Source organism: Undibacterium sp. RTI2.2 (assembly GCF_035018705.1).
Classification (GTDB): Bacteria; Pseudomonadota; Gammaproteobacteria; order Burkholderiales; family Burkholderiaceae_D; genus Undibacterium.
Genome location: NZ_JASJXN010000031.1, coordinates 1 through 14116, shown reverse-complemented (window position 1 = coordinate 14116; position 14116 = coordinate 1). Strand labels below are relative to the sequence as shown.

The following is a 14116-nucleotide window of genomic DNA, read 5'->3' as shown; positions in this document are numbered from 1 at the left end:
GTATATTTTAATCGTCCATATAATAATTGGACAGTAGGCAGTGTTTATGTATTTTGGTAGGGGAGTATATTAGTTTTGAGTCTTGGCGGATACTCTGAGACGGGCGAGATTACTTTTTTACGTTTACTTTTGATGTCCATAAAAAAAGCGACCACAAGGGTCGCTTTTGTTCGCTGCCGACAAATATTTGCCGATGCATTTACCAGTATTAACGATCGCCAAATGAGCGACGTGCATTGCCAGTATCGCCAGTACGATTACCTTTGTAACCACCTTCGCTACGTGGCGCGCCGCTCGTGCTGCCAGCTGGTTTGCTGAATGTGCGTTGTGCTGGTTTGTTCGCGCCATAACCACTACCTTCGCTACGATTGCCGTTCGCGCTGCTGCTGTTGCCAGAGCCAGCGTTATTGCCGCGATAGCCACCACCACTGCTGTTACCACGGCTGTCGCCTGGACGCCAGCCGCTTGGCTTGCGTGCAGCACTATGCGATGTAGATGCTGTTTTCTTCGGCTCAAAGCCTTCGATAATTTCGACAGGAATCAATTGCTTAGTGAAACGTTCGATACGCTTAACGTTGATACCTTCAGCATGATTTACCAGAGAAATTGCAACGCCATTGCGACCAGCGCGGCCAGTACGGCCAATACGATGGACGTAATCTTCCGGGAACTTAGGCAAGTCGTAGTTGAATACGTGTGTAATCGCTGGAACGTCAATACCGCGAGCAGCGACGTCAGTTGCCACCAATACGCGGACTTGTCCACGGCGCAGAGAATCTAATGTGCGGTTACGTGCACCTTGATGCATGTCGCCATGCAAAGCGGCAGCAGCAAAACCGGCGATGTTTAAACGATCAGCAATGGTATCTGCATCACGTTTAGTCGCAGTAAAGATAACAGCCTGATCAACCGTTTCGTCACGTAACAAGTGGTCTAGCAAACGATTTTTGTGAGACATGTCATCGACAAAGTGAACTTTTTGCTTGATGTTTTCATGCTTACTTGCAGAGCCAGCGATCTGAATGACCATAGGATCTTTAGTGATGCGACGTGCCATGTTACCGACTACGCCATCCAATGTTGCAGAGAACAACATGGTTTGACGTGTTGCTGGTGTTGCTGCAACGATTTTTTCGATGTCATCGATAAAGCCCATATCCAACATGCGATCAGCTTCGTCTAATACCAAAATTTCTAATTCGGAGAAATCAATTTTGCCGGATTCCATATGGTCGATCAAACGACCTGGAGTAGCGACCAGAATTTCTGGGTTGCGGGACAATAATTGCATCTGCTTTGGATAAGGCATACCACCCAAAATCGACACTGCTTTAACGCGCTTCATATAGGCGCAGTATTTATCAGTTGCTGTCGTTACTTGCAGAGCCAATTCACGTGTCGGTGTCAGTACCAACATTTTTGGTTTCGCGGCAACAAAGCGTGGGCGATCACCGCGTGCACGTGCTGATTGTTGTGCTTGATTTGGCGTTTTGCCGGCTGTTTCTAAGTCGGTTTCTGCTGCACTTGCGAACTTGTGCAAGGCTGGCAACATGAAGGCGGCAGTTTTGCCTGAACCAGTTTGTGAAGATACCAACAAATCACGACCACTAATCGCAGCAGGAACAGCTTGTTCCTGAACGCTTGTAGGTTTTGTATAACCAGCGTCAGTCAGGGCGCGGATAACGGACGTGTGTAGGCCTAATGCTTCAAAAGTCATTCTAATCTTTCGTTAAAAATCAGCGCAGTGCAAATACAATGCGCATAAAAAAGCAACGCTAACCAAACGAAATGAACAAAGAATACCAAGAAGGAAACGATGAAATTTCGGCACAAAAAGCTTTGCGCCGGGATGATGTCCAAAAGGTCGTACTGGACATGCAGGGCGGGAGGGCTTTTACATCGCATCATTTGTGATGTCACAAATGTGCAGGGTTTGCGGTGCTGCAAATTAATACTTAGTACACTGAAACTTGTGCTGCAGTGCAAGGACGCTATAATACAGTATTTCTGTAGAAAAAGCACGGATTTGTGATTGAAGGCAATGAATAAATCCAATTTGTCAGATTAACAGTTTTATTTTCCGCAACTGGATTTCCATTGAGGCATTAAATTGCCATTTGCGTGAAATTGATAACGCTGTTCTTGCCAGCCAAGTGCATACATCGCAAGCACTTGATCGTAATAGGCGTCTGGTTTAATGAGCAAGGCAGAAATTCTCAGATTTTGTTCTTCCCATGCTTTTTTATAACCGGTAGTTTTTAAAAACGGTAGCATCGCAGCCGAGAATCCGGTGGAGCCGGGTTTGTTGATTTCTCCAGTGCTCACGTTAATAAATTCTGGCGGAAACGCTTTGTTCTCCACCAGACTTGCCATCGGTTTGAGCGCTGTAAGAAGCGCTTTTTTATACGGTTCCTTCTCTGGCAACATTCCTGCCCATAAATAGACACGGATCGCATTGTAGCCGCCGTTACCTTTTTCCTGACCTTGGCTATCGATAACATATCCTTTCGCGCTGTCATAAAGAATCCAGTCCGGGCTATAACCTTTGGGTGACGCACCGATAATGATTTGCGCCGAGGAATGTAATAACTTTTCCCAACGCTCATCCTGACCATTGTTGGCAAACCAGCGCATGACTTGGATTGGTGTGTAGCTAGGATTGAGCTTCCAGCTAGTTGTTGTCGGCGTAAACCCCGATGGTGCTGGCAATAGACTCAGTCCTAGCTTTGGCAGGTCTGCGGTTTCTTCCCGCAGAATACGTTTACCGATCAATGTTGATAATGCCGTGTATCGTTTGTCGTTCCAGAGAGTGCCTGCTTGACCCAAGGTATAGGCGAGCCAGAGATCGGCATCTGATGCAGAATTCTGATCAATTACCCCCCAGCTACCATCGTCTTTTTTACCCCAATACCAGGCCGGTAAACGCGCGGTAAGATCGCCGCCGGCCAAGTTTGCTTCTGTCCATTTTAATAAGAAATCAAAGCTCTTCTTATCATTAGCGACCAGGGAAAAAAATAGTCCATAAGCTTGCCCTTCGGAGGAACTATGAAATCGCGGTGTGCTGGCATCAACGACCCGTCCGCCTTCATTAATAAAATTCTTTTTGAACGCATCCCAAGCTGGCCAGTTTTTTTCACAATTACCGGCTGCGATCGCTGTCTGTGGCAAGAATGAAATGAATAAAACCAATAAACTAAAACTCTTCATAGCGAATAGTAATCGTCGTAAGCGAGCAAAAAATTTTCCATATGCGTAGTGCAGCACGAGCAATGCTTGTTTGAGCTTGGCGCTCTTCATGTTCTTCGTACCAAATCGAGGGGCTGGTGCAGCAGTCATTATCTTGTTTCAGGAAATTGCTTGGTCTGGTCGCATGCAAAGGCATTTGTTGGCATTTAGCGTCTAGTCGAACTTACGCAAAACGGCATACGCAAAGGGGTTTGCGGAAAAACGACTGAAGAAAAAGCATTCAACTGCGTTGCAGCGTTTAGTCGTACTAAAGACCGTCTTCGCCGCTACACTTTGCCGGGATAAATTTTCGTAAGTTTGACCTAGTTTATATTGAAAGAGTCTGAAAATAAAATCTTCCCTAGCTTTTTTAAGGTGATATTTTTTGCCCTCGCCAGCCCGGTGGCGCAGGTCGCTGCCGCTGATACGATTTCGGTCGCAGTTGCGGCTAATGTGCAATCTGCATTTGATGATTTGAAATTTGATTTCGAAAGTTTAGCCCACCCAACGTATTTGGTCACTGGCTGGAAATCGCGCTAGGTGGACACTGATATTTAGTTTTGTTGGCTTGGTCGCTGGTCCGGTGATTTTTAGCTTGCCGTTGATGGTGCATCCTTTGCAGTCTGGCTTACAGAATTTACCGGTGTCAGTGATCGAGGCATCGTGTACTTTAGGCAAGTCTGATCTGAACAGTCTGTTTCGTGTTTTATTGCCGTTTTTAGGTTGAACGCAAACGTTAGGTCAAATAAAAAAGGGAGCGGGCGAATTTACTTTGCCTTTGCTCCCTTGTTTTTTAGCTGGACTGCTTATTCGGTGATGATACCCATTACATGCGAAAAGCCACCGTCAACATACGTAATTTCGCCAGTAATGCCAGCTGACAGATCGGATAGCAAGAAGGCTGCGGTATTGCCCACGTCGTCGATGGTCACATTGCGGCGCAGGGGTGAATGTTCCGCCACAAATCCTAATAATTTACTGAAATCTTTAATACCGCTGGCGGCTAAAGTTTTGATCGGACCGGCAGAGATACCATTCACGCGGACGCCGCGCTTGCCCATTGATTCCGCCAGATAACGTACCGATGCTTCCAGCGATGCTTTAGCTAAACCCATTGTGTTGTAGTTAGGAATCGCTTTGATCGCACCAAGGTAAGACAAGGTCAGCAGAGCAGCATCTTTACGCAGCATCGGTAATGCGGCTTTGGCCAGTGCAGGAAAACTGTAGGCGGAAATATCGTGGGCGATTTTGAATGACTCACGTGACAAGCCATCTAAAAAATCACCTGCAATTGCTTCGCGCGGGGCAAAGCCAATTGCGTGCACCAGACCATCCAGACCATCCCAGGATTTGCTTATATCTGAAAATACTGCATTGATTTGCTCGTCGCTACCAACGTCGCAATCAAATACCAGCGCGCTATCAAACTCTTTCGCAAATTCGGTAATCCTGTCTTTGAAACGCTCACCTTGATAAGTAAAAGCCAGCTCCGCGCCTTCACGATGACAGGCTTTGGCGATGCCATAAGCAATAGAGCGGTTTGAGAGCAAACCAGTGATCAGGATTTTTTTGCCTTGCAGAAATGCCATATTAACTCCATGGGGTAGTCCATTGTTTCTGCGGCTTACAGGCCAAAATGGCTTGTGGAGGCGCATATTGATTGGACTAAGGTTATGGGAACTTCTAAAATCCATATCGAGTATCAGTTAGTAATCGATCTCGATCAATAGGTTTTAAAAAAACTCCTTGGGTATTCAGCGTTGAGATTGCCTTCGTTTTACTCGCATGCAACTGTGAACAAATTAGAGTAACTCCTCAACAGGACGGAATTGTAGATGGTAGTCGTCTAGTCGGCAAATTTTTTCACTCTTGTATCTGCCCAAAATTGGCGTTAGCTACTACAGCAGTGAATCTGAGGTGGTATTCATCAGCTTATATACAGGTAAATATTGATACTCCCTATTAGTATATTTAATTGTCCACAGAATTATTGGACAATAGGGCGTATTTTATAAAAAATAGGGGGAGTATCCTTAATTTCTTCAATAGAACTTGTGCAAAAAAATGAGGTGCTAAAGGAGATTGTCCGTTTTACGCAAGTTCCTACTTCCCCCTAAGTCCGATGCCAGCGGATTGCCGAAGTGCTCAGTTTAGTTTACACACAAGTCTGCAAACTAAGCGTGTAAGCCGCGGGGGATCGCATTCAGCAAGGTCTTGGTATAAGCCTGCGTAGGATTGCGATAAAGCTCATCTGAATTTGCCAGCTCCACGACTTTGCCCTTATTCATCACCATTACCTGATCTGCAATGTACTTCACGACGGCCAGATCGTGCGAGATAAAGATATACGACAGGCCAAATTCTTCCTGTAAATCTTGCAGCAGGTTCAGTACTTGTGCCTGCACTGAGACGTCTAAAGCGGATACCGATTCGTCGCAGATGAGTATTTCTGGCTTCATCGTCAGGCAGCGAGCGATGGCAATACGCTGGCGTTGTCCGCCAGAAAACTCGTGTGGATAGCGATGGAAGGCGATTGCTGGCAGACCGACTTTTTCCAGCAAGGTATAGGCCATTTTTGCGCGTTCACTATCATTGGCACCGATGCTATGGATTTGCATTGGCTCCATCAAAATTTGTCCAACCGTGAAGCGTGGATTGAGCGACGCATAAGGGTTTTGGAAAATGATCTGGATGCGGCGCTTGTACTGCATAAAATCTTTGTTGGACATGGACAAAATATCCTTGCCTTCAAAGATCGCCTGACCGGCCGTTGCCTGGTGCAAGCGCATCAGCGTGAGGCCCACGGTTGTCTTGCCAGAACCGGATTCGCCGACGACACCCAGAGTTTTTCCGCGCGCCAGTTTGAAGGAAACATCTTCTACTGCCCGAAATTCTTTTTTGCCGAAGAAGCCTTCACGGGTGTAAAAACTTTTACCCAAACCGCGCACATCGAGCACGATATCTTCGTCGCCGTTTAATCCACGCGGCCGCTCTTTATGTTCGATAACGATGCTGCCGGTTTTCTCGATATGGCTCATAAAATCTGCAATTACCGGTAAGCGCCATGGACGCGAATATAAGGATGGACGGCAATGCAGCAGCGCCTGGGTATAGGTATCCTTTGGTGCCTGGAATATCTGTTTGACGTCGCCCGCTTCGCGGATTTCGCCGCTGCGCATGACGATCACTTTATCGGCAATCTCGCCAACCAAGGCCAGATCATGGGTAATAAACAGCACGGACATATTGTGCTTTACCCGTAATGCCTCGATCAGATCGATGATTTGTTTTTGTATCGTCACGTCGAGCGCGGTTGTCGGCTCGTCCGCGATCAGCAATTTAGGTTCGCAGGCAATTGCCATCGCAATCATTACGCGCTGTTGCTGCCCGCCGGACATCTGGCTAGGGTAGGCGTCAATTTTATTAGCAGGGTCGGGGATGCCGACTTCTTCCAATAAGGCGATGGATCTTGCGCGTGCTTGCTTGGCGTTCATCCCCATATGTAGTTGCAAGACTTCGCCGATCTGGAAGCCGACCGTAAACACCGGATTCAACGAAGTCATGGGCTCCTGAAAAATCATGGAGATGTCTTTGCCACATAATTGGCGACGTTCTGCGAGGCTTAAATCAAGCAGGCTGCGACCTTCAAATGTGATCTTGCTGTCTTTCGCAATACTGGAGGTATCGGGTGGTAGCAGACCCATAATCGCCAGCGAGCTGACGGATTTGCCGCTACCAGACTCACCGACCAGAGCGACGGTAGAGTTACGCGGAATATCGAAGGAAATCCCTTTGACAGTTTCTACGCTTTCTTTTTTATTGATACGGAAAGAGACGCGCAGATTTTCTACTTTTAATAATGATTCTTGGCTCATGGTCTGTCCTTATTTCAGCTTAGGGTCGAGCGCATCGCGCAAGGCATCGGTGAACAGCGAGAAGGCTGTTACCAGCACCGCCATGGCTGCGGTCGCAGCCACTAGCTGCCACCATTTACCCAAGATTAGTTCGTTTTGTGCTTCATTGAGCATACTGCCCCATGACACCACACCGACTGGGACACCAAAACCGAGGAAACTCAAAATCACTTCAGACTTAATAAATCCGACTACCAGAATAGATACTTGCACCAGGGCCACATGACTGACATTAGGGAAGATATGAATAAACATTTTACGGAAATGTGATGCACCAATCGCGTCGGCTGCCCAGACGTATTCACGATTTTTATGCTTCATGTATTCAGCCCGGATCAGACGGAAAGGTCCAGTCCAGCCGGTAAATGCCAGAATCAAAATGATGGTCGTCACACCTTTTTGTTGCAACACGGCGGCGACCGACAAGATCAATAGCAAGTAAGGGATAGAGGTAAAGATGCTATAGAACCAGTTAAACAGATCGTCCACACGACCACCAAAATAACCGGAGATAGCACCGAATAAGGTACCTAGCAAAGTCGCCAGAAAAGCCGCTACCAGACCGACCACAATCGAGGTTTCTGCTCCCTTAATCGTTTTCTTAATGATGTCATGACCCCATTTATCTGCACCAAAGGGGAGGGTTGGTACCCGTTCTGCGACGACCGCTTTGCCTTTTTTCGCCAGCTCGGTATAAATTTCTTTCATCTCTGTTGCCAGAGGATCGGGAACACCGTATTCATTGACGCTAGGTGGTTGTTGGTTGCCCGGCGTTTTACGCAGTTCGCGCAAAACATCCGCTAACGGATCAAGCGGATTTTCTGGTGGTGGTGCTTCGGCTTTTACTGCTTCAGTTTTCACGGCATCAGCACCGATAAAACCGGGCGGCGCATAGCTCACCGCAATTTCTTGCTCCCAGTCAGAGGCGATTAAGCCACTGGCGGATAGCACCAGCACGACTAAAAAAGCTGCCACAACGGACAGGGCAATCATGGCGATTTTGTCTGCTCGTAAGCGACGCCATGCTAAGGCCCACAAACCTGGAGAAACTGTTTGATCAGTTGAATTTTTTGAATTCATTGAATTTGTTGATATTGACGTCGACATTCTTTTTTGGCCTTATTTCAACTGAACTCGTGGATCAACCGCTTGATACAACAGATCGGCTAACAAATTAAATAACATCGCGGCTGCGGCGACGTACACCGTCACTGCTTTGATCAGCGGAAAATCGCTACTATCTACGGCAGCAATCACCTCGCGGCCGATGCCTGGGATGGAGAAAAAGCGCTCAATCAAAAATGAGCCAACAAGTAGGGCAGGCAAATTTGACATCACATGAGTAATGATAGGAATAGAGGCGTTGCGTAACACATGCACCCACTTAATCCGGCTCTCGGATACACCTTTGGCGCGTGCTGTGCGCACATAGTCCTGGTTAACTTCGTCCAGCACAAAAGTGCGGAATAGACGCAAGCTCGGCGCGACGCTGACTGCCAGTCCGATCAAGATCGGAAGGGCGGAATACTTGAAAAGATTTTCTGCAAAGCTATTGCCCCAACCCTGCACAGGAAACAATCCTAGCTTGTAAGCAAAAAAGTATTGGCCAACAATGATATAGACCAGAATACTGATCGACATGCCAACCGTACATGCCACCATCACACTACGGTCTGTCAGACTGCCGCGTTTGAATGCAATGCCTAGCGCCAGCGCAATCGCAAATAGCGTTTCGAGAATAGTTAATGGTACTAATACCGTCAGCGATGGTCCCAGGCGCGTAGTAATGATGGATGAGATGGCTTCACCGGTACTCCAACTGGTACCAAAATTAAAGGTCACAATTTGCTTAATGAAAATACCCAGTTGTACGTAGTAGGGCTGATCTATCCCAAGCTGAGTACGGATATTGGCGATCTGTGCGGCGTTCGACATTTTGCCTGCGAGGATGTAGGCGGGATCGCCGCCCACCCAATTGAATAAGAAGAACACCAGCAAAATTACCCCCAGCATAGTGGGAGCCATTTGCCATAAGCGACGCAGGATATAGGCTGTCATGGAATACTTTCTAACGATCTAAAGGAGCTTATTTATTTACTTTTTTCGACATCGAAAAACATCCATTCACCATAAATGATGGGATGCTTCTTGTAGCCGATAACGCGTGCTTGTGCCAGCATATTTCTATAGCGTGCGAAACCCATCATTTGTGCGGTATTGACTTCCATGATGCGTGCCATCTTGTGATAAAGCGCATCGCGTTCCTCTCCGGGAGGGAGTTTCTGAGATTCTTCATACAATTTATCGTATTCAGGCAGTTTGACGCAGCCATTATTAGTGCTACCAATATTCGGGCCGTAATACAGTTGCATGAAATTATCACCGTCGGGGTAGTCAGCAATCCATGGCGAGTTGCGAGTTTGAAGCTGACAGGTTTTTTCCGCTTTTAGCATCTCAGAGAACTGGACTAAGTCCTCTTTCATTTTGATGCCAATCGAGTCGTAGGTTTTTTTCCAGACCTCGGTTTGTAATTTGCCGACTGCTCCGGAGCGGGCTGTGTAGCGGATTTCTAGTGGCTTACCATCGGGCAGGGTACGAAATCCATCCGGGCCTTTTTTGTAGCCAAATTTATCTAGTAAAGCATTGGCTGCTGCGACGTTATATTGAATGCTATTTTTATAGTTGGCATCATATCCAACAACGCCAGGTGGAATCGGGTAATCAAGCTTGACCGCATTGCCGTTATAAACGATGTCGATTTCTTCCTGAATATTATGTGCAAGTGCTACCGAGCGGCGTAAGGCAATTTTTTCTTTACTTAATCCGCCCCAAACCGGGTCTTGCATATTCCAGTAATAAATACTGGTTTCCGGATCCGGGATGCGTGATAACTGGACTCCCTTTTTGACTAATGCAGGTTTTAATTTGCCGTTGTCTAGCGCCTGAGGTGCCAGCGGACCTTCGAGTTCAAAGATGTCGATTTCACCGCCTTGGAAAGCTAACCAGCGCGACTGATCTTCTATCATGACATTAATTTCTATGCGTCCAATCTGCGGCATGCGCTTGCCCTTCATCGCCGCCATGATTTTTTGATCCTCAGGACTAGCTCCGCCTTTGAAGTCCCAAACATCGCCCCGATAATCTGGATTGGCTAACAAAATGATTTTGGAGCCACGTACCCATTCATCCAATGCCACCATATAGGGGCCGGTGCCAACGGGGTGGCCCATAACTTGACCTTGTAAGTCCTGATATTTTTCTATTACTTCCCGCGCGACCGCCCCGGTCGGGTTGTGTGCCAAGATCAAACCAAGATTGAAGTCCGGGCGGGTGAGATGAATGCGTAGAGTGTATTTGTCTACCAGCTCCAGACCAGCGATTTTTGTATCGTAATTAAACTTGTTGGCCTTTTTGGCTTGCTCGGCCAATTCATCTAATCCAACAATTTTCCCCGACAATAACCAGGAGTGAGGTGAAGATAATTTGGGGTCCATCAATCGCTTTAGCGTGTAGATGTAATCCGCCATGGTCAATTCACGTCTTTTGCCATTGAAGGCATCATCAGGCGTAAAGTAAATCCCTTTTTTTAATTTGATGGTGTAGGTTTTTGCGTCGGCAGAAACCTCTGGCATGCTCTCCGCTGCGCGGGGGATCAGTTTGACCGGGCTTGCCAGGTAGTCATAGGAGTACAGAGTTTCAAAGATGACATAGTTGACACCGTTTGAGTACAAGTCTTTTGCCGCGCCGGGGTCGAAGCCAGTTTCAGCGACATTGAATACCCATTTCAACACTTTGTCAGGATCTGCAGGATTAGTAGCGGCGACAGCTAGTTGTGATGAGCCGATGGAAATGAGGCTAGCAGAGAGCGCTATTTTGCTGAGATGGCGTTGATACTTTTTAAAGAAAGTGTGCATAACTGACTGGGATTTCATTATTACTGGGTCTCCTGCTTAAGTGACCGATTAGGACATTTGATACAACAGTTTGCTGGCATAAATATAGGTGTCATATATAGGTTTCATATATGGGCGGCATACATATTTTCGCCTGCCAGCATATTAACTATGATTGTGTTTAACTTGATTAACAATTCGTACTTAATGTGGAGCAACGTCAAGGTACATCCAGTCTGAATGGACGATAGGATGTTTTTTAAATCCTTGTATCCAAGGTCTGATTAAATAGCTCCGCACCCTGATGGAATGCATAATCCACGGCGTATCAGCCTCCATTTGACGACTCATTTGTGAATACAATTTGTTGCGTTCTTCACTTGGCGGTAATGAGATCGCTTTCGTATATAGGGCATCGTAGGCTGGTGACTCATAGCAAGCGTGATTGCCTTGACCAGATTTTGGTCCGTACAGTAATTGAAGGAAGTTTTCGCCATCAGGATAGTCAGCGAGCCACGCGCCGCTCCACATCACGAGTTTACAAGCACTAGCTGCTTTTAAATTGTCTGCAAAATTGCTGACCGAAAAATCCATGTGAATGCCGAGTTGATCCATCCCACGTTTAAATATCTCGGCCTGTACTTTATAAATATTAGCTGGCTCCATCGTTTTTTTAATGACTAATGGTGAGCCATCGGGCATCGTGCGGAAGCCGTCAGCACCGCGTTTATAGCCGAAATAGTCTAATAGTTTATTTGCTAAGGGAATATCGTAAGCCAGGCTGCTGCGGTATTTGGGATCAAAGCCCACGACATCGGGTGGAATCAGGCTTTCAGCTTTGATCGCTTGTCCTAAACGCATTTGCGCAATCTCGTCTGTGTTGCTATATGCCATCGCAATCGCACGCCGAAGGGCAATTTTTTCTTTGGTATAACCACCAACGATGGGATCACGCATGTTGAAGAAACTGAATGTCGTGCCTGCATCTGCTACGCGCTCCATCTTCACGCCTTCTTCGATAAAAGACGCTTTTAATTTATCGCCATTCAGTACAACCGGTGCAGCGATTTGCGGCATTTTGTCGACATCGATTTGCTTATCCTGGAATGCTAGCCAGCGCGATTGTTCTTCTTCGATGATGCTGATTTCCACTTTGCCGACTTGCGGCATCTTCTTACCCTTCATGACTTTGACTATTTGATCGTCCCAGTCTGAACCAGAGGACTTGAAGTCCCAGACATAACCGCGGTATTCAGGGTTTGCGCTCAGAAATATTTTGCTACGCGGTAGATATTTTTCCAGCATATAAGGACCGGTACCGACTGGATGCATGCCAGTTTGATTACCATAACTTTCAATCACCTCCCTTGCCACCGCACCAAAGCCTGAGTAGGCGACTACATATAAGAAGTTATAGTCAGTTTTTTTCAGTTCAATGCGCAACGTGTATTTATCAATTGCCCTTAGTCCGGCAACTGGCATGTCGTAGTCAAATTTGTTAGTTTTCTTCGCTTTCGCCTGAACTTCATCCATGCCCACAATTTTGCCATCAATGAAACTGGCGTGAGGCGACCGGTTAGCGGGATCAAGTATGCGTTTAAAGCTGTAGACATAGTCTTGCGCAGTCAACTCATGCTTTTTACCTTTGAACGCCTCATCCGGTGAGAAGTAAATACCAGGAATGATTTTGAAGATAAATACCTTACCCTCATCACTTACCTCCGGCATTGCCTCAACCGTCTTCGGTACTAACTTAGCTGGACGTGCCAGATAGTCATAACCAAGTAGTGGTTCAAAAATCGCATCAACTACCCAACCAGAATAGTGATTTTGTGTTTTTGCCATATCAAAACCATCATCTGCACCCTCAAAAGCTTGCCGCACAATTTTATTGGGATCTGCTGGGTTGCTTGCTGATGCTGGTGTAATCCCGGTTGCGTAGCTCAAAGAAATTAATCCTATGAGGCTAAGTACATGCAGTTTTGATTTGAATTGATACAGCATCTTGCAACACCTCTTGATTAATTGGTTGTGGCTCTTTTACTGCAACGGGCATTTATTATGAACATGGCTCTAATATGCCGACTTTGATGCTGCGATCCTGATACTTCGTACGCTATTTTGAGGTGTTATGTAATAGACGTGATGGAGGAGCATCAATACTTAGAACCTAAAAAATCCGTAACCATAGCGTAAGTCACGGCGATGTGACACATGCTGTAAAAATATTTATCTTATTTTTCCGCACTAAAAAAGCGCGATTTAAACAGAAATATTAAAAACACATCACATTAGAGAGCCGTTGACTAAGTTTTGATGTTGTTCTGCACCAAAATGAATATTTGAGAGCGCGCAATATACAACTGATTATCGAGTGTTTTAGGCGAGAAAAAAAATTTTATTCTGATTGTTTGTGCACAGCAAAATAAAAACGACTTCTCTTAAAATTCTGCTATCTACGCACCAAATTTTTGCTGCACAGCACAAATTAAATGCGTCGCTAAAGTCGAGATTTAGCTATGAAAAGTGGCCTGTTGTTTTTTAGGGAAATCAAAAAAATCGAGTATTGACAGGCCAAGCTTAGAAGTGGTTCCATGCGCCATCAGAAATTTTTTGATTCTTTCATTTTCACTTTTTAGGCAAAAACACAGCTTTTTTTACATATTGATAAGCCGTAAATGCTTTCTTATGAATCAATAGCTGATCAGATTTGATATGGCGCGTATTTTGCTAAGCATTTAAATCTAAATAAAGGAAAAAGCGTAACAATTTCCTGGAGGTTTGTTTTGTTCTATTTGCTTAAAATAAGATGAAAGAAAGGGTACGCAAACGGTTGCTTAATCATATAATGCATTTTTTTAGTAAAAATATGCTGCATAAAATTAAGTAATATTGTTCTGTCAGGACTGCGTAAATTGTATTTTTTTATGGTTCTTTTAGATTGATGTTTATTCATCTACTTGGGTCGATTAGCAACAAATAATATGTTGTGGTATTCGGAGGATGTTAGGTATGGATTTTTCAAATCACCAGCAAGAGCCGGGCAAGAAGGTGTTCGGGATAGGGCTGGTAATCGCATTTCAC

The 14116-nt window shown here is 45.8% G+C and carries 9 protein-coding genes; 1 reads left to right on the top strand and 8 read right to left on the bottom strand.

Annotated elements, in window-relative coordinates; genetic code table 11:
* Nucleotides 1-208 precede the first annotated feature (208 nt).
* Both QN395_RS15565 and bcsZ read right to left on the bottom strand, forming a co-directional pair.
* The gene (locus tag QN395_RS15565; RefSeq protein ID WP_322118033.1) at nucleotides 209-1717 is read right to left on the bottom strand and encodes a DEAD/DEAH box helicase; all 1509 of its coding nucleotides are present in this window, start codon (nucleotides 1715-1717) and stop codon (nucleotides 209-211) included.
* Between the two features lie 356 nt (nucleotides 1718-2073).
* Nucleotides 2074-3336, bottom strand: coding sequence for a cellulose synthase complex periplasmic endoglucanase BcsZ (gene bcsZ / locus QN395_RS15560; RefSeq protein ID WP_322118034.1), 1263 nt, complete (start codon nucleotides 3334-3336; stop codon nucleotides 2074-2076).
* A gap of 222 nt (nucleotides 3337-3558) precedes the next feature.
* Here bcsZ and QN395_RS15555 point away from each other — a divergent pair, with 222 nt between their 5' ends.
* Complete coding sequence (locus QN395_RS15555; RefSeq protein ID WP_323492350.1) at nucleotides 3559-3765, top strand: hypothetical protein; 207 nt, start codon at nucleotides 3559-3561, stop codon at nucleotides 3763-3765.
* Between the two features lie 266 nt (nucleotides 3766-4031).
* On the opposite strand, the gene fabI is transcribed toward QN395_RS15555, so the two are convergent.
* The 6 genes from fabI to QN395_RS15525 all read right to left on the bottom strand — a co-directional run bounded on the left by fabI (nucleotide 4032) and on the right by QN395_RS15525 (nucleotide 12979).
* Nucleotides 4032-4814 carry an enoyl-ACP reductase FabI gene (gene fabI / locus QN395_RS15550; protein WP_323492349.1) on the bottom strand — a complete coding sequence of 261 codons (783 nt, stop codon included), beginning with the start codon at nucleotides 4812-4814 and terminating at the stop codon, nucleotides 4032-4034.
* 585 nt (nucleotides 4815-5399) lie between these two features.
* Entirely contained in the window at nucleotides 5400-7100 is a 1701-nt protein-coding gene (locus QN395_RS15545; RefSeq protein ID WP_322118037.1) for an ABC transporter ATP-binding protein, read from the bottom strand.
* 9 nt (nucleotides 7101-7109) lie between these two features.
* Nucleotides 7110-8219, bottom strand: coding sequence for an ABC transporter permease (locus QN395_RS15540; protein WP_322118038.1), 1110 nt, complete (start codon nucleotides 8217-8219; stop codon nucleotides 7110-7112).
* Nucleotides 8220-8258: 39 nt separating this feature from the next.
* Nucleotides 8259-9197, bottom strand: a complete 939-nt coding sequence (locus QN395_RS15535; RefSeq protein WP_322118039.1) for an ABC transporter permease — start codon at nucleotides 9195-9197, stop codon at nucleotides 8259-8261.
* A gap of 32 nt (nucleotides 9198-9229) precedes the next feature.
* Nucleotides 9230-11071, bottom strand: coding sequence for an ABC transporter substrate-binding protein (locus QN395_RS15530; protein WP_322118040.1), 1842 nt, complete (start codon nucleotides 11069-11071; stop codon nucleotides 9230-9232).
* Nucleotides 11072-11236: 165 nt separating this feature from the next.
* Complete coding sequence (locus QN395_RS15525) at nucleotides 11237-12979, bottom strand: ABC transporter substrate-binding protein (protein WP_322118041.1); 1743 nt, start codon at nucleotides 12977-12979, stop codon at nucleotides 11237-11239.
* Nucleotides 12980-14116 lie beyond the last annotated feature (1137 nt).

Excerpts from the sequence above, each read along its gene's own strand:
- QN395_RS15565 (WP_322118033.1), bottom strand. The coding sequence starts at position 1,717 with ATGACTTTTGAAGCATTAGGCCTACACACGTCCGTTATCCGCGCCCTG.
- bcsZ (WP_322118034.1), bottom strand. The coding sequence starts at position 3,336 with ATGACTGCTGCACCAGCCCCTCGATTTGGTACGAAGAACATGAAGAGC.
- fabI (WP_323492349.1), bottom strand. The coding sequence starts at position 4,814 with ATGGCATTTCTGCAAGGCAAAAAAATCCTGATCACTGGTTTGCTCTCA.
- QN395_RS15545 (WP_322118037.1), bottom strand. The coding sequence starts at position 7,100 with ATGAGCCAAGAATCATTATTAAAAGTAGAAAATCTGCGCGTCTCTTTC.
- QN395_RS15540 (WP_322118038.1), bottom strand. The coding sequence starts at position 8,219 with ATGAATTCAAAAAATTCAACTGATCAAACAGTTTCTCCAGGTTTGTGG.
- QN395_RS15535 (WP_322118039.1), bottom strand. The coding sequence starts at position 9,197 with ATGACAGCCTATATCCTGCGTCGCTTATGGCAAATGGCTCCCACTATG.
- QN395_RS15530 (WP_322118040.1), bottom strand. The coding sequence starts at position 11,071 with ATGAAATCCCAGTCAGTTATGCACACTTTCTTTAAAAAGTATCAACGC.